Below are 21,962 nucleotides of genomic sequence, written 5' to 3' on the forward strand. Positions count from 1 at the left end.
GCAAAGTCTATGAAAACCAATGTCGTACAATTTCCACCATCGTTGAGTAACATCGTATGGCGTGTATCTGCCATTGATAAATTAGGCAAAGTGTTACGAGTGAAGTGTGACGAATCTAATGTAGAAATGAAGGTTAAAGGTCAATTAGACAGTGTGACACGCGTAAGTATTGACGATGAAGTGTTGCTACATAGCGTGGCAATGCCTATCGTTATTGGTCGCTTAGCTGCACCGCAAGACTTTCCGGCCGCGTCGGTGACAAATAACAACGGCACTGTGGTGTTAAATGGCGAGCAAAAAGTCTGTGTCAAAACCAAAAATGGCAGCATTGCAATTAACGGCAATGGTGAGATACAGCTTGAAGGTAAACTGCTAAACGCCGATATTGAGCAAGATCTCAGCCTCCAAGGCTGGCCAATTCGATTAAATTAAGCTGATACGGTGTGACTATGTTTTTAGCTGCAACCAAATTGGCCGTTCACCGTCAACAACTCAAGTCGCTTTGGCGTCATTATCAAAAGTTTAATGCACGCCAAGTAGTTGAAATTGGGCGTTTGCATGCCCTTGAAAAACAACTATTAAATCATGTGTATACCTTAGCTGCGACGGACGAAGAACACTGGATAAACCACTCACAACTAGATTGTATCGCGCATGGGTCGATTGATGATGTATTTACGTTAACTCAAGAGATTGACTCACCTCAGCTGTTGTTACTCATTAACCATCTCTTTGGGACAAGAGCACTTGAAGATCAAGCTAGTGTAATCATCACGGCGATTAACAGCGAGCCTGCGCTTGCAGAGCTACTCATTCATAACTTGTCAGCATGGCGCATTGATTTTGGTGATGCACTCAGGCAGCGAATTTTATCAACAGATGAAAATTGGCCTACGAGCCTTATCTATTTAGCATTTAGTACGGCTAACTTGTCGCGCCACCAACTCATGGCCGCACTTGATCATAGCAACCCTGAAATAGCCTACACGGCATTGGTAAATATGTGGTTGTGTAATACAGAGCAACTTTCAGAGCACTTAGTAAAGCGGTTTGCGATGACCGATGATGCCGCGCTAAAAGCAAAATTATTGCAGCTGGCAGGTTTACTCGATGAGCCCAAATGGGATGAACCATGCTTACTTTATTGCCAGCATAACCCAAGCTACATTGCAGAAGTATTTCCGTACTTTTCTCATATCCGCTCATTACAAAATCTAGTTAAGTTACTCGAAGTCCCCAGTACCGCTCGTCCGGCTTACGAGGCATGGAAACAAATCACCGATCGCGACTTGCCTGAAGAATTCGCAATAAGAGATGCACAAACTGGCGTTAAATCTCAAAAATCGCAAAAATTACCCAGTTTTAAGCAAGCAGAATACGAACGCCAAGCCCTAATAACAGCAAATACCCAACATCAACTCGCAGGGCGTAAAGTCTCTGAGCCAACGGCTTGGTTACAACAGGGATTGGCTGGCCTTGCTATACAGCGCAAGCTTTCCAAGATTTCCTCTCATGCACTTGGCGCTGCGCTTTTTTACATGCCGATGGCTTATCTTCAGTGGCAATCAGTGAAACAGGAGTTGAACCATGCTAGTGAATGAATCCGAGTGGCAAAGTAGCACGGTTGAGGCTTGGGATGAGGAAAAAGATCCCATCGTAGTCATCGCTGTGAAGCAAAACTTTGAATACGACGTAAATGGTAATGTGTATCCCGATCCAACTGGAGCGCCTGTTGTACTTGCTGATGACTTTGACGGTGAAGGGCTTGAAGCCAGCCTAACCGCCGTTAGCGAAGTTCAGCCCTATAAAACCGGTTTTGAAGTATATGGTGAATTGACCTGCTTTCCACCAACCGACAAGCAAGCGCGAGTGATTGAAGTAGGACTAAAACTCGGCTGTGACGACAAGGTATTTGTTGATAAATTACTGCGAGTTACTGGTGAGCGTGTGTGGAAGCGGTCTCTATTTGGACCTGTGGCGAGCGATCCACAAGTCTTATCGTCCTGTGTATTAAATTACCAACTTGCCTATGGCGGCACAAGTCCGTCGGATGAAGAACAAGTTTCGACCCAGAATCCCCTTGGTCGTGGTTATAAGCTCAAAAATAAAGAAGCGAAAGGCCAGCCATTGCCACAAGTGGAGTATGCTAATCAGGTATTAAAAAAGCCTAGTCACGACACTGCGGTTGCAAGCTTTGCAGCGCTCCCACCATTTTGGTCGCCAAGGGTGGATAAACTTCCTGAGGTTGACGAAGCCCATGCTTTAGCGGGCAAGTTCCCATTTAAAGAAGCAGTCCCCGCTGCGCATTATCAAGTCGCACCGCAAGACCAACAAACTCCAAACCCATTTAGTGATGGCTGGTGGATTGACATGATGGGCTTGACGCCTGATTTGCCTTATGGACAAAGCTTAAAACTGGCGTTACCAAGAGCTGTGCCTCGTTGTCGTTTAGTTAATGGCCCAGACGCCACGCCTATTGATATGCAGTGTGATACGCTGGTAATTGACTCGCAAACACAGCAGTTTTCATTAATATGGCGAGGAAGGGTAAAAAAGAGCCAAACAGGCAGTAACAGTGTGTTCTTAGTAGAAGAGGCGCAAGCGCAAGGAGTGGCACATGCAGTTTGAATTAATCGCGCTAGAAACCCCCGCCGGTAACCACCCCAGTGCTTTATATACCGCGGTCGCAAACAACATGCGATTTTGCACGCCAAGCAAAGCCATTGTTAGATACGATAGAAGCCTCGATGCCCCATATTTGCGCGCACAAATTGAAGACATCTCGGTCACACGACGTAAAGACCGCTGTTTAGCCATTCTAGAATCTTTATTAAGCCAGACTAAGCAACGGTTTGATGGCAGTGCCAACGCGTGGGATGGCACCATTAATCTAGTTACTGCCAACACAAAAGCAGAAGAGCCATATATAGAGCTGTCCGATATTAGGATGCTTTGTGACTACCTTGAGTTGAATGTTGACGACATTCAGTTGCATCAAACGCTTGATATTGATTCGCTCTCGCCAAATAGCCTCTATGTATTTGTAGATAGTTGCGTTGGTTATGATGAAGCGTCAAAGCCAAACTGGGTAGGCAAGCTACAGGTTGTTGGCGGTCCTGAAGGTGTTGTATTAAGTGAAGGCGGTTGCGTACTGCTTGGTACAAACGCGAGTAAAGATGGATGCCAAATTAAAGCATATCAGGGCGACTTAGGTGAGCTATTAAAAGAGCTGCACGCAGAGATAAACGAGCCTTATATTTCGACCCGCTTACTCAGTGAGCAGTGGCAAAGAGAGTGGCTTAATGCCAGCCGTGCCTTGTACCAAGAGCATGACGCGTTAATTGAACTCAACAACACGGCAAATACCATTGGTTATATTGGCGCTGGCCATAATGCAATGGGACTTGCGGTTGCCAGTAGTTATTTACATAACCCGTTAAATCGCCATATTGACAGAGTGTGGCTGATCACAGAGCAAGAAAAACCACAATTAATCTCAGTAACAAGGAGTGTGTTATGAGCTTTATCGCGGCAGTAAAAGGTAAAGAACCAGATTCAATTCAGTACGATCAAGATGCAATGTCGGCAACGCTTCGAGTAGGTGGGAGCGTGTCGTGGCGACATAATAATCCTGCATTGTTAAAGCTTACTATCGCAGCGAAAAATAATGGTGCCATTGGCTGTGTAAATGGGATAGCCGTATTTCCTGACAAAGCCAGCGGTGAAAACGCATTTATAGATGAGATTGCGCGCGCTAAATATGGCGATATGATGCTGGGTGAAATGATAACCGAGTTTGCCAGTGACTATATTGTCCCACCGCCCAAGTGGAACGACGAAAAAAACGAGCCAGTTTTACCTCATCAGGAACCAGAAACTGGCATGGATATGCACATGCCCATTGACAACCCTCGGGCATTTTTAGATTTGGTTGAGCGCAAAATCGGGTGGCAAGCTGGCACTGAGGAACAAATAGAAAAAGATGTAGATAGCGAAGCACAGCAAGTCGGTATCGTAAGCGGCCAAAACGTATTAATTAATGGTCGCACCGCAGTCCATAAAGACAGTGGTGGCATGCTAAATACCATAGATGTGTGCTGGACTAAGATTGGTAAGATTGTTGTGCCAATTCCTTATAGCAATCTCGCTAAGTCCGGTGATGCAGCGAGCACGGCAAGCTCGGTAAAAATTAACGGCAACCCTGCAGCCAATATAAAAAGTAACTTTTCAAAAAGCACAGGCGATCAGCCCGGCAGAAAAAAAGGTATCGCTAGCGGCACTATAAAAGGCAAAGCCGAATTTATTCTTGGCTCTTTTGATGTGTATATCGAAGGAAAACCCGCCGTTCGTCAAGGAGATCTTATGATCTCTAACAGTAAAAATACGCCGCCTTCTCCCCTTAATCAACCAGGCGGTGCTACTCCTAGCTCACTGTCAGTGGCAAAAAGAGATGCAACCCCCGATAAATCAGGAAGTAAAAAGTTAAAAGTAAGCGTATCAGGTAAAGAGTATTACAAGGATGGAGTGAAACTAGGATGAGTGATTTTACAGTACCAGACTTAACGAATCTTGAAACCGCTCACAGAGAGCTAGTTTTTGAAGGGCTAGCAAACGACCAAGAGAAAGTGTCTTTGATGGTTGCTGATACTAACCCAGATCTTGGCACCTCGGGATACTATAAAATACCACTTGGTACTTCTTCGGCGAATGACACTGCGCAAGATGCAGAAGTGGAGTTGGTCCATATTTATCCGTTGAGAATGGGGATAGAGGGAGAAGATCAGCTAAGAGAAGGGTTTATCTATATTTATGTTGACGGCCATTTGTGGCGAGAGCTGGAAGTACTTCCAAGGGAAAATGGTGAGGGTGTCGCGTTTAAAGATGTCAATTTAGCCTTTCAAAAAGGTCATAGAGTCATTCGTGTTGCTGAATATTCTTATAAAAAAGATAACTATGGCACAGCGTGTAGTGTAGATAATACAGAATTGGCACTTGAAATGGTCGACAAAGGTGAGCGAAAAGCCACCACAGAAGAGCTCAGTACCATCATCGTCCCAAACAAGTTGTATGGTCAACAGTGTAGTGTAGAAATTGCCTATTCAGAAACTCAATGGAGCTGGAAGCAAATTGAAGCATTTGGCGGTATGGCTGAAACGGATCCGCGTTTAAATTATGGACCAAGTGTAAAGCCCGGTCTTAACGGAGACCAAGCGACCAACAGACGTGCCAACAGAATGCAAAAACTCGATAAACTGGCAAGTTTTAAGCAGGGTTACGATAATTCGACATTACCCGATCACCTAGTTTTACCTGTTCCAGATATGTCAGGTGTGTATGTACCGGTACTAGCCGACAGTGTAGGGTTAGCCCGTGACACCAGCGCCAGGGTTGCGATATATCGCAAGGAGTTGTTAAGCCTTCCCGTAACGTCAATACAACAAGATCCTGAATTTAAAGCAGAGTCTAAGACTGAACGTTTCGAACCTAGTCCAAACCAATTGGCAAAGCATTCGTTAGCAACTGCAATTCAGAGCACTTTCTTTCACTATCCAAAAGGAATAGAAAAGAAGAAGGCGCTCGGAGTGGAAGTTGATGAAGACGCTGAGGATCTTGCACAGCAGTATCGGGAGTATATAGAAGATAGCTTCAGCACCACTGAATTTAGAAAATATCTTCACACTGACCGCGCCTTAGAACTTGGTCTATTAATAAACCAATCAAAAGCGAAGCTCTTTGAGATTATTAGCGACGAGCAAAAAAACAATTCTTTTTATTACTCCATTGAAGACTATGCCTACTACGATGATATACGCCGGTGCTTACTATACGCAGTATGCTCCGATGTACTCGGCCCAATAAAGGACTTAACCATTACCCTGATCAGTCATTTTGCGGTGTCAGACGATGATTTCAAAAAGTTAGATGAATTGGATGCGAATGACGTAGGGCAAGAGTGTTGGCTAAAAGTGATGGGGATGCATCCGACTGAAAGGCTAAGATTAATTGAGCTGCTCTATCCTAAAAAGATAAAGGATGAGATGACTGCGTATGAGTGCCGTCTTAAAGGTTCAAACGACGAATTTGACACGCGCTTTGATCTTACGCTTATGCAAGATAACTTGCAGCCCATGCATGACCAAGACGCATCATATACAGATGCGGTAATACAAGTACTCCGAAGAGCCTCACAGGCGATGTGGGGATTCTTGGTGATTGGTCTCGAGGTGCCAACTGGATTAAATGCAGCCCAAGGGCAGGATATCAAATCGGTATACGGAGACCGTAAAGCTAAAGCAGAAACGTTAGCGCTTGATACAAATGCACTAAAAGATGAAAAGGTGGCACTAGAGCGCTCTATTGAAGCTAAACAAGCGGAAATTAATGCTTACATTAAAGCGCGTAACCAAATTTTAAATGCGGCTGTTGCAGGAGGGATGAATCCTGACTCAGTAGTGGCACAGCTAGACTTACAAATAAAACGCCAAGAGCAAGCATTACGTGATATTAAAAAAACTGCCTCCAATGTGCAATATCAACTAACGAATGCAAAGAGAGAGCTTAGTGTATTGTCAAGCTCTATAGAGTATGCAAAATCAGCTAGATTTGAAAACAGTGTCAGAGGGGATCTCTTTGGTCGATTTAAGCAATTAGTAGATGTTTCGACAAATGGTTTGATAAAAGAGATTAACCTATCAATTGCAGACTATTTAGATGGCAATTTACCTGATGGATTTTTACCTCTGGATTTTCAGTCAAAAGCTGAACGAGCATCTAAGCGCCTGAATGAGCTGGAGAAAGCCGCAGAGGCATTTACTGATAGTCATCAGAAGAATCCTGTAGCACACCCTTATGTCAGAACTGAGTTAGGTGGAGGACAGATTGTTCAGCAACAGTTAGATCATATTTTGTCTCTAGACGGCACGTTGGGTGAAATTGAAAAAACACTGGAGCGACAAAAAATAAAAGCCGAATTTGCACAAAAACGCTTACAGCAAAAAGTATTGGTGTTGGATGCGAGAAAAGTTAAAGGCTTGACCGGTGATATAAATTCCGCTGAAGCAAAGATCAGAGACTTATTAAATGACATTGATATACAAGAGTGGCAGTTTGATAGTCTACAAAAGGAAGTTGAGTCATTGGAAAGACTCTCAAAGTTTAGTGTAAAACCTCGAACTTACAATATAGCGTTAAATGGGACACTATCTTTTATTGCTGCATTAGAAGTAATTAATTTATACGACACAATGACAAATGCTAACGCTAGTGGGCTTGCTAAAGTGTCAGCTGTATTTGACTTTGCCGATATTATGATCAACATCGGTGCGAATGTGGTAGAAAAAAAGGCAGGGTTACCCACCGCGAAACAGGTTAACGCTATTTTAAGGAATTCAGCGGAACATATATCCCCAATTGGGATGTTAAGAGGAATACTGGTTTTTACTGCAAATGCAGTAACATTAATTGCTGCAGCTGTTAGCGCTTATGTTGCGTTTAAGGATGCGATGTTAGAAAAGAAAAGCGGAGATACCGCATTATATTATGCCAATATGACGATGATGGTGGGCTTTTTGTCACTAACCGCTTCAGCAAGTTTAGTCGCTGCAACACATTTAATTTCCGCCTTAAGTGTTGGCGCTGTCGCAACATTTGGCGCTATTGCAAGTGCGCTAGGGTTATTGGGGTTGTTGATTATCTTGATTGGTGCTGGCCTACTACTGATTTTTCATGAGTCTGAAATTGAGGCTTGGCTAAATGCCTGTCCTTGGAGTAAAAAGCGCCAACAAAAATATAAAGACGATAGCAATAAGTCTTCAGCTATACGGGCGTCAACATGGCAGCAAAAAATGGAAAATGCGTTAACCGATTTTTATAGTATGTTGTACTCTCCCTCGATAAATATTCAAAGATTTTTAAGTGTGTTTAAGGTGCAGGTAAGCGCGCCACTAACCAATGAATCAGAAGGGTTTTCTGCTCGTTTCTATTGGTCAAAAGAAGGTGATGATAAAATACAAGAGATAAATCATCATCAGTTGGCCAAGCTTAGCAGTGGTTGGAAGCTATATCCTAATCGAACCGGTTATTACTTTGAGTTCACTGAAGGAAAGCTTTGCGAACTATTAAATCTAGAAGTTGGTAGCTCTATTGAGTTAATCATAGAAGTAGAAAGCTATCCCAATGGTAAAGGAAGAAAAGTGATAGAAAGTGCAACTAAGTTGTACTCTTTACCAACGGTGGTGACTAAAAAAGATGATGGTTATTTGATCACTAAAGGGGTTAGATACATAAAAGAACTATCCAGATTAAATCAAAAGTTCAGATTTCCTGAAAGGCCGCCAATTAGATAGAAGGAAACGAAGTATGAAAAAGATTGAAGATATGACTCAAGCAGAGTTAGATGAATACCTAGAGGAAAGAGCAAAAGAAAGAGAACGATATTATCGAGAAGAAGCTACCGAAGAAGAAAAAAGAGAAAGAGCGAAGAGGCATGCCTATGTAAATCGTAGGTCAGACTATAGACTTAGTGGTGTTTTTTATGAAGAACTATCCAAAGATCATCTTCATAACTTAAGCTATGAGGAACGCTTAGCCAAGGCTGAAGAACTAAACGGTTGTAAGTTTAAAGAAGCAAAACCCTGTAAAGACAGATTTGCGCCGAGAGACGACTTTAGTGGTGTAAGTTACTCTAGTAAATGTGATGGCCAGATTGTTTCTGTACCGCGCTCTCCAGGGCTATGGTCACTTAGATTGCTTTCATTGGTATGGGGTCCTTTGGCTGGAATAAGTTTATTAGTAGTTAGTATGACAGACGACAGTATGCCTGCTTGGCATTCATGGTTAGGGCTGTTTTTACTGACTGCATTCCCTTTAATAATGTACAAATTAGGGAATGCAATTCGTTTTATTGATGCAATAGAGTTTAATCGCCATACCGGTCTGGTAAAAACGCCTTACACCTTATTCAGAAAGCCATTTTATATCCCCATAGAAGATCTTGAGTATGTTGTTGGTCCAGAAGTAAAGAACGCACGAGGTAGCGCATCGATGCAAACGGGTTACTTAAGTTGTAGAAAATACCCAGAACATTATTGGTTTGGAAATCGTATTGGTATTGCTGGGGGAGGTGATGTTCACGATTGGTCACAAATGAATAGGTTTATGGATATTACTCAACCGATTGACGAGTACTATCACAAATCTATGGAGATCCAGTTTAAGAATAACAGGAATGCTCATGGCAACGGCCCATTTCCAGAGGTGATGAAAAAGTACTTTGATGCAGATGACTGTCAAATTAATCGCATGGAAGTGTGGTAAGCGGTTAATCACTACAGATGCTTTATAGTAGTCAGCTAAAAGGAGTTGGTGATGAAAAAGATTGAAGAGATGACTGAAGAAGAGCTAGATAGCTATTTGGCAAATAAAGCGAAGGAAAGAGAACGATATTACCGAGAAGAAGCAACTGAAGAAGAAAAAGAAAAGAAAGCACAAAGAGATGCATACTTGGCTAGTGTAGTGGTCAACTAATTTTGGCCACAGTTTTAGAATCTTGGTATCTAACCTCAGATTCATTTGGCGCTAAACCAGCATTATAATGATGAGGCCTAACGTTGTTATAATATCCGTTGATATAATCACTCACACCATATTTAGCATCTTTAAAGTTTTCGTATCCAACCTTTGGCATCCACTCCGTTTTAAAGCTTCTAAAAAATCGCTCCATTGGCGCATTATCCCAACAATTTCCGCGCCTGCTCATACTTTGTGTAATTTTATAGCGCCATAAACGTTGGCGGTACTTCAAGCTTGTATAATGGCTTCCTTGGTCTGAGTGAAACATCAATCCACTTGGTTTACCTCTGCTTTCATACGCGAGTTCAAGCGCTTTTAGCGTTAAGTTAGTATCTGGCGACAACGACATTGCCCAACCAACGACTTTACGTGCAAATAAATCAACAACGACCGCTAAATAGGCCCAGCGATTGCCTGTCCAAATATACGTCACATCACCGCACCACACCGTATTCGGCTCAACAACATCAAACTGCCTATCTAGCAAATTTGGGATTTCAAGATGCTCATTACCACCCCTTTTATATTGATGTTGTGGTACTTGGCAGCTCTCTAGTTTTAGTTTAACCATTAGCTTAGCGGCGCGATAACGGCTTAATTCAAAATCGTTATTCGTTGCGATTGCTGCGATTGTCCGTGCCCCAGCTGAACCGCCGCTCATTGCATGTATGGCTTTAACTTCAGCTTCTAGCCTTATTTGCTCTGGTGTTGGCGTTGTATCCCGTATGGCCCAATATTTATAGCTGCTGCGATGCACATTGAATACGCTACACAACACGCTAATTGGGTAACGCTCTCGTTGATTTAATTTCTCAATTAACGAGAATTGTTCAGGGAGTCTGACATCAAGAGAGCGGTAGCCTTTTTTAATATATCCTTTTCTAATTCAATACGTTGGATTTGCTTTTTAAGTTCGCGGATTTCAATTTGTTCGGGTGTCATTGGTGAAGCTAATGGGGACTGGCCATTCCGTTCTTGCTTTAATTGAGTTACCCACTTACTTACAGTTGATTTACCAACCCCCATAGCTTTGGCTGCATCTTCTTGCGTGTAGCCTTGATCAACTACAAGCTGAGCTGTTTCTAATTTGATTGCAGCAGAATACGTTGCGCGTTTTAATTTCGTCATTTTTTCACCCAAATTTGTATGCAAATAGCATAACATTTCTTTCTTAATGGGTGGCCAAATTAACTATGCCACTACAGGATGTGTGGTAGGGGTTAATCATTACAAGTGCTTTATGGTAGTCAACTAAAAGGAATTGGTGATGAAAAAGATTGAAGAGATGACTCAAGAAGAGCGGGATATTTATTTAATAGAAAGGGCTAAAGAAAGAAACAGAAAATACCGCGAAGAAGCTACCGAAGAAGAAAAAGAAGACTTTGCAAAAACTGACGCATATATAGATAGAGAAACAGGTTACCGTCTTAGCGGTATTTTTTATGAAGAACTACCAAAAGATCATCTTCATAACTTAAGCTATGAGGAACGCTTAAGCAAGGCTGAAGAACTAAACGGTTGTAAATTTAAAGAAGCAAAATCCTGTAAAGACAGATTTGCGCCGAGAGACGACTTTAGTGGTGTAAGTTACTCGAGTAAATGTGATGGCCAGATTGTTTCTGTACCGCGCTCTCCAGGGCTATGGTCACTTAGATTGCTTTCATTGGTATGGGGTCCTTTGGCTGGAATAAGTTTATTAGTAGTTAGTATGACAGACGATAGTATGCCAGCTTGGCATTCATGGTTAGGGCTGTTTTTACTGACTGCATTCCCTTTAATAATGTACAAATTAGGGAATGCAATTCGTATTGTGGATGCAATCGAGTTTAACCGTCATACCGGACTGGTAAGAACGCCTTACACCTTATTCAGAAAGCCATTTTATATCCCCATAGAAGATCTTGAGTATGTTGTTGGTCCAGAAGTAAAGAACGCACGAGGTAGCGCATCGATGCAAACGGGTTACTTAAGTTGTAGAAAATACCCAGAACATTATTGGTTTGGAAATCGTATTGGTATTGCGGGAGGTGGCGATGCTCACGATTGGTCACAAATGAATAGATTTATGGATATTACTCAACCAATTGACGAGTACTATCACAAATCTATGGAGATCCAGTTTAAGAATAACAGGAATGCTCACGGCAATGGCCCATTTCCAGAAGTGATGAAAAAGTACTTTGATGCAGATGATTGCCAAATAAACCGTTGGAAGGTGTGGTAGAAAGCCAATTGATGACGCCAGAGCGTTTTTAAACTTGGTTGAACGCAAAATAGGATGGCAAACTGGCACTGAGGAACAAATAGAAAAAGATGTAGATAGCGAAGCACAGCAAGTCGGTATCGTGAGCGGCCAAAACGTATTAATTAATGGTCGCACCGCAGTCCATAAAAACAGTGGTGGCATGCTAAATACCATAGATGTGTGCTGGACTAAGATTGGTAAAGTTGTTGTGCCAATTCCTTATAGCAATCTCGCCAAATCAGGTGATGCAGCGAGCACGGCAAGCTCAGTAAAAATCAATGGCAATCCCGCAGCAAATATCAAAAGTAACTTTTCAAAAAGCACAGGTGATCAACCCGGTAAAAAGAAAGGCATTGCCAGTGGCACAATCAAAGGCAAAGCAGAGTTTATTACCAGCTCTTTTGATGTGTATATCGAAGGAAAACCCGCCGTTCGCCAAGGAGATCTTATGATCTCTAACAGTAAAAATACGCCGCCTTCTCCCCTTAACCAACCGGGCGGTGCTACTCCTAGCTCACTGTCAGTGGCAAAAAGAGATGCAACGATTACTGAACAAGACCCAATCCAGAGTGCATTTGGTCTAAATAACCAAAGCAGCCGTAGTCTTATTTCACAGGGAAATTTCGTGATAAAGCAAGGCGCAAACAAACAACAAAAAAAACTAGAACAGGGAGGGCAATAAAGCATGGGCGCACATATTTTTAATACGGAACTCAACGACGAGCAAGCACCTTGTACGCTGGAATTGCAACTTCAAGGATTAAATGGCAAAGATTGTACAGTGCCACTTGGTTTTGCTGAAGTTCAACGAGCGTCATCACCAAAACCGGATGACCAAATTCCTTTTGTAGAGACGGTAGAGTTACGTGTATTCTCAGAAGCTTCGCTTGATATTAATAAAGCAAAGGCACCTGAATACGTGCCCATGTTTAAAGATCAAAAAGAATTTCAAGAAGATGAGCCGGTTGGTTACTACTACTTTTTTGTTAATGGTTATTTGTGGCGAGAAATAGCTGCCATTTCAGGTGGCATGCTCAGTGAAGTTGACCTTCGTGAGTATCACGGTCAAAGCTTCAGGCCCAACAACGGCACGCATATGCCAAGACTCACACTACCAATTCGCGCAAAAGGCCTATTCTCAAACTCAACTTCTGTCGAAACCATGACTTATCAAGTTGCCTTTTCGCGCGTGCAATGGTCGTGGGATTACATCAGCGCGCTTGGAGATATGAAACCTGATGACAGCCGCTTTGATAAAAAGCCAATGACGTCAAAGTGCCCAGACGAAGGTAAAGCCTCGACCTATCGTAGCGAGCGGATGCAAACCATCGATTTTTCATCAGCCCCCAATTGGGACAGTATTGAAAACCTAAAAGCCAACGAAGACGGTGAACCCTGTATTTATCTACATGACGTTTTGGGGATAGCGCAAAAATATTATTTAGAAGGGGAAGCTGCATTACATAGCCTGAGAAATAGACAAACTGAGCTGTCTAAAAATGGGTTTCAAAAGTCAGCATTAATTGCTCATAAGCTCCTTTTTGATGAGTCACTCTATGAAATTGATTACACAAAAATGAGAAACAGACTCGCAACAAACTTATATGAACAGAATGACAGTACTTCTAAAGTGCTCAGAAAGGCAGCAGCCTTAGTATCTGAGGATAAGTTAGAGCAATTTCTTCTAGGCGAAAAACCACAAGAAGTTGTTAACGAATTGCAGTCAATAATTGATGCTAGAAATAACTTGTATGATATCTACAATAGAAAAATTGAGGCTCATAACACTCCACTTTCTAATCTTTGTTCTAGAAATAATATTGCGAGCCCGCCTATCCAAAAATCTGTACTAATCGATTTTAGTACACTTGAACAATCGGCTTTTGATGATGGACTAGGACTAACATCCGAACATTTTTTACTGTTGACTATGCCCGACGATTCTATACCTTTATACATTGATTCAATGGTAAATAAAAAAGAGTTAACACGAATCAGAAAAGACCTACAGCTTCAACAAAGTAAAGCGCTAGAGTTTGTATGGCAACATTTTGACAATGAGAGTAGCTTTTTTAATGTTCTATTTTGTGCTCACCCAGATGCTTACGGAGATATGCTCAAAAGTTCCATTTATGACGAAGAATTGATTTCCTCTGAGCTTGGCGAATTCACACCGGAAAAGTTTAAAAGTAATATCCAAGGTAATCAGCACATCAATATGGGAGGATCCATTTTTAATATTGCTAAAGGAGGAGCTGATATTTCACTAAAGGGTGTACAAGAGTATGTTGCACTTCAGCAACAGTTAGCTGTACTGAAATTTGAGAAGATATCATCAAGTGAAAGACTATTACATATTGTTGGTGCAACGATAAAAGCGAGGTCTCCAAATTGGTTTGGTGAGTTAGAGATCCACTCTTTAGGAGCTATACCAAACGATAGAGTCGCAATTACTAAAGAATTCGTTGATTTGCCTGTTTTGCAGAAGCTTGTTACGGGCGAGGCAAAAAAACCTTTTCAGCGGATACTCAGACAGGCAAGTAACGGAAAGCAAGCAAATATAGCAAAAAGAGATCTTGAAATTGTTGCTGGTGCATTAAAGCTAAAAATTAAAGGGCCTGGAAACAAACCTCACAATGCTGAAATGTTAAAAAAGACCAAAGAGGTTATTATAGCTTTAGCATTGAGAGTTTCAGATATTAAGGAGGTTCAAGACACTGTGCTCAGAGGTAAAAGTGCGCTCACCATGCCAAAAACGTCACTTTATAAAGGTGGATTTGCTTTTAATGTGGCACAAGAGTTAGGCGGAGACTACTCCATAAACGGAATATCCTCTACAAAAGCAAACTTAGGTGCTCAGCTTATAAATAAATCCGTTGCCCATATTGTTTTTATGTTAGTTTCTTACAGTACCTATCTTGCTTATTCTGATTATAAAAAGAATTTTGAAGGCAAAGGAGATATATATGAGTATGAGAAGAACATCGCAATAATTGGAGCACAAATAGCGGCGTCGGTTTCACTTTTCAATGCTATTAAACAAGTTAAAGAAGTGGAACATACTGCTAAACTTTGGCGTTTTAGATTGTTATACACGAAACTCAGACTTTTTAGTGGAATCGTCGGATTTGTAGGAGCTGATATATTATTAAAAGACGCTTTGAAGCTGATTGAGAGAAATGATACGGTAGCGGGTACGACAATGTTAATAGCTTCTGGTGTGACATTTTTTTCGGCGATATATGGTATATTTGCTGCCACAATGGGGCCGGTAGGTTGGGCTTTACTTGTTGGGAGTATACTAGCTACTATAATAGCTGAGTCATTAATTGAGTCAAAGTTAGAAATCTGGGCTAAAAATGGTCCATTCTCAAAGGGTAGTGAAAACCTACCTGCTTTTACAAACCCTGAAAAGTATTATAATTATATTAACTCTATACTTTTTGAGCCGAAACTCTCAATTTCCAGCTTAGGTGACAATGCTTATTTGGTAAAGGTGTTAACACCAAGGTTTGAGGTTGGGCTATCTGACTTGAGCCTAGTTGTTAGTTATGAGTATCGACATAAAGTGACACTTAATAAACATAAAGGAACATGGGTTTATGGGACTCAAGATTATAATCCTACTTTTTCTAAAGAAAATGAGCACCTTTCAGGTGACTTCTATTTCAAGATTCCAGATGATGTAACTAGCATTAGTATAAGTCCTAAGTTGATTTTAGATGATTACATTACTCTCCCTGTAGATTATGAAAGTTATGAGACCGGTGGAGGTTATTGAAAGTGAGAAGTACACGTTACAATGGTTTTTTCGAAGAGTACAATATATTGCACTTTATGGGGGGGAGAAAAAAAGGGCTGGCTTTATTTGACAGTGAAACGGATGGAGAGGATTTTCAAACGATCCAGCGGGAAATGTGGCGATTTCACTTAGTGTTAGATGAAGGGGGGGTTAAACGATTTTTGATGTTTTTACCTCTAGGTTTATGCGGTGGACTATGGTTTCTCTTGTTATTTAATATTGTGTTGTATTTTTTTTTGGAAGATATCACTAATGAAGGGTTAATTGATCTTTTTTCTGGGCGATTTTTATTTAACTTAGTTATTTCGCTTTTTTTTCTGAATATTTATCCATACTTTTTGAGAATGTTGGGGCATAAATACGCTTATTTCGATAGAGTTACACAAACCGTTAGTTTTAGTTTTGATGTTGGCTCAGACGAGCTGGATGAGTTTGGCAATCAGTGTTTTCCATGGCTGGATATAGAAGCGGAAATTTTTGAGCAAATTGGCGATATGGGAGTCCCACGTTTTTTTGTCCGTTTAGTGCATAAAGAACGCGATAAATACCCAAAGGTAAGTCTTCGTATGGATGTCGTGGGAATACAAAACTCAGCTATGTACTGTCATTTAAGGTGGGAGCTGATAATTCGACATATGGATAATACTAAACCATTACCAGATATTCCTATTTATGAGCTCGATAGAAGCAAAGATGACTTAACGAGGGAGTTTGATAAGCAAAACAATCGACCAAAGCTTTTTTGGGCTGGGTTTAGTTTGGGAGAGCAGAGTCGATTAAAACGACTTTATGAAGAAGACGCTGCAGATTTTAACTTCACTTACGGCCCTGAACGTGAGGAAATTGTAAAGCCTTGGTTAAAGTGGAAACCAGATCTGACTCAAGAGCAGGTCAACAAAAAGCAAAGCTTTATAAAAGTCGCGTTAATACAGGTTCTAACAGGGTTACCATAACAGTTACTACAGCTTTTTCAGGGAGGAAAATAGTGAACACACTTCAGAAAAATAGTTTCTTTAATCGGTTTTATAGTGAGCATAGTTTTAAAGGTGGAATCGATGAAAATAGATTTGGGTTTGCAATTTTTAGAAAGTTTCATAAACCAAATGAAAGTAGCTACTTTAATTCAAAGCAAAGATATTTGTACATAGCAAATCCTCAAAGTTTAAGATTGATTCTGCTTCTTCTTCCTGCTTGGATTTCTGTCGCACTTTGGCTCTACCTATTTTTAAACTTATTGATTCTTATGGTCGAGGGTGAATCTTTTTTTTGGGGTATACTGGTTATCATACCAATGTATTCTATTTTAGTGCTAAATTTTACAGGTTTATTTTATGATCGAATAAAATATAAAGGAGCTTATTTCGACCGAGTAAATAGAATGGTGAGCTTTACATGGAATATAAGCAATGCTGAAGAATTTGATGGTTTTGGTAATCCAACATTCGATTGGGATAATATAGAATGCCGAATTAAAAATGAGTTTGGAGCGCTAGGTATTATGAAAGCGTTTATTGAAATCAGACATAAAGATTTCGAGCGTTACCCGAATGCGAAACTAACAATAAATGCCTCTGGTGATACGTCGAAGCCTGTGCGATGTTTTTTGGAATGGGAGTCGATTGTTAGGCACATGGAGCAAGATAAACCTTTACCTGATACACCAGAATACGAGCTGTATCGAGAACTGGATCCAATCACTAAGTCTTTTGATGAAAGCAATGGTCGACCAAAAGGCTTTTGGACACAATTCAGCCTTGAACAGCAAAGAGAAATTGAAGAGCAAATATTTCGAGAGGCTTTAAAATTTGACTGGTCTGAGGCCAAAGTTCAACCAGAAATTACAAAGCCGTGGGAAGTATGGACCCCTGATCCCAAACGGCCACCCAAGCCAAGAGGTATGTTCACCATGATAATGTTACAGCTAGTATTTTGCTATCCGGAATAGGAGTTGTGGATAGCTTTTAACTTCTGATGCTTTTATAGGCTCGGCAGCAACACCCGGTTGCGAGCGTATTTAGCCTCATACAAACCTAGATTGATTTAGTCTGCGCTCCGGGCGTCAACATGGCAGCAAAAAATGGAAAATGCGTTAACCGATTTTTATAGTATGTTGTACTCGCCAGCGATAAATATTCAAAGATTTTTAAGTGTGTTTAAAGTGCAGGTAAGCGCGCCACTAACCAATGAATTAGAAGGGTTTTCTGATCGTTTCTACTGGTCAAAAGAAGGTGATGATAAAATACAGGAGATAAATCATCATCAGTTGGCCAAGCTTAGCAGTGGTTGGAAGCTATATCCTAATCGAACCGGTTATTACTTTGAGTTCACTGAAGGAAAACTCTGTGAACTGCTAAACCTAGAAGTTGGTAGCTCTATTGAGTTGATCATAGAAGTAGAAAGTTATCCCAATGGCAAAGGTAAAAAAGTGATCGAGAGCGCTACAGAGTTGTACTCCTTGCCGACGGTGGTGACCAAAAAAGACGATGGTTATTTGATCACTAAAGGGGTTAGATACATTAAAGAACTTTCAAGATTAAATCAAAAGTTCAGATTTCCTGAAAGGCCGCCAATAAGATAGAAGGAAACGAAGAATGAAAAAGATTGAAGAGATGACTCAAGAAGAGCGGGATATTTATTTAATAGAAAGGGCTAAAGAAAGAAACAGAAAATACCGCGAAGAAGCTACCGAAGAAGAAAAAGAAGACTTTGCAAAAACTGACGCATATATAGATAGAGAAACAGGTTACCGTCTTAGCGGTATTTTTTATGAAGAACTACCAAAAGATCATCTTCATAACTTAAGCTATGAGGAACGCTTAAGCAAGGCTGAAGAACTAAACGGTTGTAAGTTTAAAGACACAAAACCCTGTAAAGACGCATTTGCACCGAGAGACGACTTTAGTGGCGTAAGTTACCCTAGCCAATGCGATGGTAGGGTTGTTTCCGTACCGCGCTCACCGGGATTATGGTCTATTAGGCTACATGGGTTGGTATTAGGCCCTATCATTGGGATTTGTCTGTTAGGGGTAAGTATGACAGACGACAGTATGCCAGCTTGGCATTCATGGTTGGGGCTGTTTTTACTGACTGCATTCCCTTTAATATTGTACAAATTAGGGAATGCAATTCGTATTGTGGATGCAATCGAGTTTAACCGTCATACCGGATTGGTAAGAACGCCTTACACCTTATTCAGAAAGCCATTTTATATCCCCATTGAAGACCTAGAGTATGTCGTCGGTCCAGAAGTAAAAAATATGCGAGGCAGCGCATCGATGCAAACGGGTTACTTAAGTTGTAGAAAATACCCCGAGCACTATTGGTTTGGAAATCGTATAGGTATTGCAGGAGGTGGCGATACTCACGATTGGTCACAAATGAATAGATTTATGGATACTACTCAACCAATCAACCGCTATTATTATAAAGCTATGGAGTATACGTTTAAGAAGAATAGGAATGCTCACGGCAATGGCCCATTTCCAGAGGTGATGAAAAAGTACTTTGATGCAGATGACTGCCAAGTAAATCGCATGGAAGTGTGGTGATACGAATTCTAAAAACTTTTATCTGTAGATACGCGGGTCTCAGCATGATAGCTATTTCAACAAGCAATCCAATTTAATATCAGTCTCCAATTAGGTGGATACCAAGGTACCAGTAATAAAGCGGGTATTCATTTTTGGCCGTCTAGAGTGCATGTTAAGTTTTTGTGGCAAAGCAGCTGCATGTACTAAATGAGCCAAAAATTTAGGAGATTATGTAATGGATAGAAAATGGTTATTACCATCATTATTGGCATCAAGTAGCCTTCTGGTCGCATGTGGGGGCGGTAGTGATGACGAACCGCAACCTGGCGATAACACCGGAGCCAAAGGTTCAATAAAAGTCATGGTACAGGGCTTACCCGCAGGTGCCGAGGCAGACCTAACGTTAACAGGTCCTTCAAACTATAGCGAAGATATTTCTACTACCACTACACTCAACGCGCTTGCTACGGGTGAATATAAGCTAACCGCTACCTCTCGTTCTGTAAATCAGGCACTTTATCAACCTAATGAAGAATCAATTACCGTTGATTTAAGCAGCAATGAAGAAGAAACGATCACCATCACCTACCGGACATCGGTCAATGCTGAGGGAACGGTAACGGGATTCGGCAGTGTGTATGTGAACGGTGTACGCTATGAAACGACACCAGAGCAACAAGCAAACCTTAAAGTCGGTATGCAGGTTAATTTACAAGGTAAACAAGGAGCTGATGGTGGCTTTGCGGTTGCAGACTCTATTACCTACGACGCAACCGCTAAAGGTGTAGTGACCGCAGTAGACTATGCAAATCAAACAATTACCGTTTTGGGTCAAGAATTTGGTGTTGATAAGCGCACAAAGCTCACTATCGCATTTACTGAGTTAAATACGGGAGACTTTGTTGAGATCAGTGCGCTGCATCAAGGGCAGGGTCAATACACCGCTACCCGTATCGATGTTGAAGAACTAAATGGAGAGTTTGAGGTTGAAGGCAAAGTTTCTGAACTAAACCTCGATGCCAAGACATTTAAATTAGGGGCGCTTATTGTCGACTACAGCCAAGCGACAGAGGTTGAAGGCACAATAGAAAATGATGCAATAGTAGAAGTGGAAGCATCAAACTTACCTGTAGAAGGCGTTTTACTTGCGGATAGCATCGAAGTTGAAAGCGCCAATTCAGCGCCTTCGGGAGCGGTGGCTAAATTCGAAGGCATAGTAACGCAAGTCAGTGACGATGCTTTTGCAATTGGCGGCCATAATTTTATATTGAGCGATGAGACTGACTTTAAGAAAGGCGACGATGACGACTTAAAAGTCGGTATGCGTGTATTTGTACTTGCCGTTGTTACAGATGATGGTCTGATTGCAAAAAAAGTACGCTTCGACAAACAGTCAGAAATAGAACTAACTGGTGTCATTGACGCAATTGATCTTGAAGCACAAACACTAACGGTATTTGGTAGCAGTTATTTTGTAGATAACTATACCCAATTTGAAGATGAGTCAGATGCTGAGGACAAAGAGTTAAAACTCGAGAAGCTTAATATTGGCGATGTCGTTGAAATTGAAGCTTTTGGCTTTGAAGATGCTTATGTCGTGAGAGACTTAGAGCGCATCTCTGCGAGTGATTTTAATGATCAGCAAGAGCATGAAGTTGAAGGAAAAGTTACTGCTGTGAATGCAGCTGAGCAGACAATCACTGTTGGTAAACTGGTCTTTGCTATCAATGGAGCAACCGAACTTGAGCTTGAGAGTGATGTTGATCTAACGAAATTTTTTGAACAAGTGGCAGCAGGTGATATCGCGGAAGTTGACTATGTGATCCAAGGTGATGCACTTATCGCCACGAAAGTCGAGGTTGACGACAAAGACGACGACTTTGATGACCGAACTTTTGAATTAACAGGTAAAGTTTCGGACTTTAACCCTGTCGATGCAACTTTTAGCCTCAATGGTAAAACCGTGTTTTTTGATGAAAACACCGAGTTTAAAAACGGCATATTTGTTAATGACGACTTCGTTGAAGTCAAAGCGATTCAGCGTGCCGACGGCTCAGTTTTTGCGCTTAAAATTGAAATCGAATCTGAAGACGGCATTGAGCTTGAAGTTGAAGGTGACGTCACCAACTTCGTCTCAGCGTCTGAGTTTATGGTGAACGGCATTTCAATTACCACGGATAACAATACTGAGTTTAAAGATGGAAGCAGTGAAAACTTAGCTAATGGCGTCTCTGTTGAAGTCGAAGGGGTGTTAACCGAAGATAACGTACTATTGGCTAAGAAAGTTGAATTTGATGATGACGATGCCGAAGAATTAGAGATTGCGGGGGTTATCGAAGACTTAGTTAAGGACTCTCCGTTTGATTATCAGTTCAATCTCGGCGCGCAACGTGTTCAAGTTAACGCAAACACAGAGTTTAAGCATGGTAATTTTGAAAAACTAGACAATGGTTTAGAAGTGGAAGTCGAAGGATACACCACAGATGGCGTGACAGTGGTTGCTAAAGAGCTAAAGTTTCAAGCAATAAAATATGTAGAAGTTGAGGGTTTAATCACGCAAGTTGATTCAGCAACCATGTTTTATGTACTTGGCCAAAAAATTAAAGTGTCTGAGCAAACTCAGTTTGAAGATGGTGGTCAGTCTGATATTGCAACGGGTAAAAACGTTGAAGTGGAGGGGTATTTAGTAACCGAGGATGGTGAAACTTATATTCAAGCTGAAAAAGTAGAGTTCGAAGACTAAGTATAACTAAATGTTAAGCAAGCAATTAAAGCCTCCAATATGGAGGCTTTCTTGTATATTTATCACTTTAAA

The 21,962-nt window shown here is 41.2% G+C and carries 16 protein-coding genes and 1 pseudogene; 16 read left to right on the plus strand and 1 reads right to left on the minus strand.

Annotated features, from left to right (window positions below; all coding sequences use genetic code 11):
- The first annotated feature begins 9 nt into the window (after positions 1-9).
- From JJQ94_RS14245 to JJQ94_RS14280, 8 genes are read left to right on the plus strand one after another with little or no spacing between them, the layout of a single operon-like run.
- Positions 10-432 carry a hypothetical protein gene (locus JJQ94_RS14245; RefSeq protein ID WP_045963381.1) on the plus strand — a complete coding sequence of 141 codons (423 nt, stop codon included), beginning with the start codon at positions 10-12 and terminating at the stop codon, positions 430-432.
- 17 nt (positions 433-449) lie between these two features.
- Complete coding sequence (locus JJQ94_RS14250) at positions 450-1,601, plus strand: hypothetical protein (protein WP_099031747.1); 1,152 nt, start codon at positions 450-452, stop codon at positions 1,599-1,601.
- On the plus strand, positions 1,588-2,628 hold the full coding sequence (locus tag JJQ94_RS14255; RefSeq protein WP_236596619.1) for a DUF2169 family type VI secretion system accessory protein: 1,041 nt from the start codon (positions 1,588-1,590) through the stop codon (positions 2,626-2,628). The genes JJQ94_RS14250 and JJQ94_RS14255 overlap by 14 nt, the downstream gene beginning before the upstream one ends.
- On the plus strand, positions 2,618-3,520 hold the full coding sequence (locus JJQ94_RS14260; protein ID WP_099031749.1) for a hypothetical protein: 903 nt from the start codon (positions 2,618-2,620) through the stop codon (positions 3,518-3,520). The genes JJQ94_RS14255 and JJQ94_RS14260 overlap by 11 nt, the downstream gene beginning before the upstream one ends.
- Positions 3,517-4,539 carry a DUF4150 domain-containing protein gene (locus JJQ94_RS14265; protein WP_099031750.1) on the plus strand — a complete coding sequence of 341 codons (1,023 nt, stop codon included), beginning with the start codon at positions 3,517-3,519 and terminating at the stop codon, positions 4,537-4,539. Before JJQ94_RS14260 ends, JJQ94_RS14265 begins: the two co-directional genes overlap by 4 nt.
- Positions 4,536-8,345, plus strand: coding sequence for a hypothetical protein (locus JJQ94_RS14270; protein ID WP_099031751.1), 3,810 nt, complete (start codon positions 4,536-4,538; stop codon positions 8,343-8,345). The genes JJQ94_RS14265 and JJQ94_RS14270 overlap by 4 nt, the downstream gene beginning before the upstream one ends.
- 13 nt (positions 8,346-8,358) lie before the next feature.
- Entirely contained in the window at positions 8,359-9,315 is a 957-nt protein-coding gene (locus JJQ94_RS14275) for a hypothetical protein (protein ID WP_099031752.1), read from the plus strand.
- A 51-nt stretch (positions 9,316-9,366) separates the two neighbouring features.
- Positions 9,367-9,525 (plus strand): hypothetical protein, encoded by a 159-nt coding sequence (locus JJQ94_RS14280; protein ID WP_172439983.1) that lies wholly within the window; start codon positions 9,367-9,369, stop codon positions 9,523-9,525.
- Here JJQ94_RS14280 and JJQ94_RS14285 read toward each other — a convergent pair.
- Positions 9,518-10,698 (minus strand): IS3 family transposase gene (locus JJQ94_RS14285; protein ID WP_201435417.1). Its coding sequence is split into 2 segments (ribosomal slippage): positions 9,518-10,440 and positions 10,440-10,698, totalling 1,182 coding nucleotides; the frame shifts between segments, so codons are not numbered across the junction. The genes JJQ94_RS14280 and JJQ94_RS14285 overlap by 8 nt on opposite strands.
- A gap of 139 nt (positions 10,699-10,837) precedes the next feature.
- On the opposite strand from JJQ94_RS14285, the gene JJQ94_RS14290 reads away from it, so the two are divergent.
- From JJQ94_RS14290 to JJQ94_RS14325, 8 genes and pseudogenes are all read left to right on the plus strand, one after another.
- The gene (locus JJQ94_RS14290) at positions 10,838-11,794 is read left to right on the plus strand and encodes a hypothetical protein (RefSeq protein ID WP_201435460.1); all 957 of its coding nucleotides are present in this window, start codon (positions 10,838-10,840) and stop codon (positions 11,792-11,794) included.
- Position 11,795: 1 nt separating this feature from the next.
- Positions 11,796-12,497: pseudogene (locus JJQ94_RS14295) on the plus strand (DUF4150 domain-containing protein); the annotation flags it as partial.
- A 3-nt stretch (positions 12,498-12,500) separates the two neighbouring features.
- A complete protein-coding gene (locus tag JJQ94_RS14300) occupies positions 12,501-15,596 on the plus strand; it encodes a hypothetical protein (protein ID WP_099032041.1) in 3,096 nt (1,031 codons plus the stop codon).
- Positions 15,593-16,570 carry a hypothetical protein gene (locus JJQ94_RS14305; RefSeq protein WP_141557636.1) on the plus strand — a complete coding sequence of 326 codons (978 nt, stop codon included), beginning with the start codon at positions 15,593-15,595 and terminating at the stop codon, positions 16,568-16,570. Before JJQ94_RS14300 ends, JJQ94_RS14305 begins: the two co-directional genes overlap by 4 nt.
- A gap of 32 nt (positions 16,571-16,602) precedes the next feature.
- Complete coding sequence (locus JJQ94_RS14310; RefSeq protein ID WP_099032043.1) at positions 16,603-17,562, plus strand: hypothetical protein; 960 nt, start codon at positions 16,603-16,605, stop codon at positions 17,560-17,562.
- Positions 17,563-17,694: 132 nt separating this feature from the next.
- Entirely contained in the window at positions 17,695-18,195 is a 501-nt protein-coding gene (locus JJQ94_RS14315) for a hypothetical protein (protein WP_236596620.1), read from the plus strand.
- A 13-nt stretch (positions 18,196-18,208) separates the two neighbouring features.
- On the plus strand, positions 18,209-19,165 hold the full coding sequence (locus JJQ94_RS14320; protein ID WP_201435461.1) for a hypothetical protein: 957 nt from the start codon (positions 18,209-18,211) through the stop codon (positions 19,163-19,165).
- A gap of 217 nt (positions 19,166-19,382) precedes the next feature.
- Positions 19,383-21,890, plus strand: a complete 2,508-nt coding sequence (locus JJQ94_RS14325; protein WP_099031634.1) for a DUF5666 domain-containing protein — start codon at positions 19,383-19,385, stop codon at positions 21,888-21,890.
- Positions 21,891-21,962 lie beyond the last annotated feature (72 nt).

This window comes from Pseudoalteromonas sp. GCY, assembly GCF_016695175.1.
Taxonomy (GTDB): domain Bacteria; phylum Pseudomonadota; class Gammaproteobacteria; order Enterobacterales; family Alteromonadaceae; genus Pseudoalteromonas.

Bases quoted from the DNA above. Each gene is read 5' to 3' on its own strand.
- JJQ94_RS14250 (WP_099031747.1), top strand. From the start codon at position 450: ATGTTTTTAGCTGCAACCAAATTGGCCGTTCACCGTCAACAACTCAAG.
- JJQ94_RS14325 (WP_099031634.1), top strand. From the start codon at position 19,383: ATGGATAGAAAATGGTTATTACCATCATTATTGGCATCAAGTAGCCTT.
- JJQ94_RS14245 (WP_045963381.1), top strand. From the start codon at position 10: ATGAAAACCAATGTCGTACAATTTCCACCATCGTTGAGTAACATCGTA.
- JJQ94_RS14315 (WP_236596620.1), top strand. From the start codon at position 17,695: ATGGAAAATGCGTTAACCGATTTTTATAGTATGTTGTACTCGCCAGCG.
- JJQ94_RS14265 (WP_099031750.1), top strand. From the start codon at position 3,517: ATGAGCTTTATCGCGGCAGTAAAAGGTAAAGAACCAGATTCAATTCAG.
- JJQ94_RS14270 (WP_099031751.1), top strand. From the start codon at position 4,536: ATGAGTGATTTTACAGTACCAGACTTAACGAATCTTGAAACCGCTCAC.
- JJQ94_RS14300 (WP_099032041.1), top strand. From the start codon at position 12,501: ATGGGCGCACATATTTTTAATACGGAACTCAACGACGAGCAAGCACCT.
- JJQ94_RS14280 (WP_172439983.1), top strand. From the start codon at position 9,367: ATGAAAAAGATTGAAGAGATGACTGAAGAAGAGCTAGATAGCTATTTG.
- JJQ94_RS14260 (WP_099031749.1), top strand. From the start codon at position 2,618: ATGCAGTTTGAATTAATCGCGCTAGAAACCCCCGCCGGTAACCACCCC.
- JJQ94_RS14255 (WP_236596619.1), top strand. From the start codon at position 1,588: ATGCTAGTGAATGAATCCGAGTGGCAAAGTAGCACGGTTGAGGCTTGG.
- JJQ94_RS14275 (WP_099031752.1), top strand. From the start codon at position 8,359: ATGAAAAAGATTGAAGATATGACTCAAGCAGAGTTAGATGAATACCTA.
- JJQ94_RS14290 (WP_201435460.1), top strand. From the start codon at position 10,838: ATGAAAAAGATTGAAGAGATGACTCAAGAAGAGCGGGATATTTATTTA.
- JJQ94_RS14320 (WP_201435461.1), top strand. From the start codon at position 18,209: ATGAAAAAGATTGAAGAGATGACTCAAGAAGAGCGGGATATTTATTTA.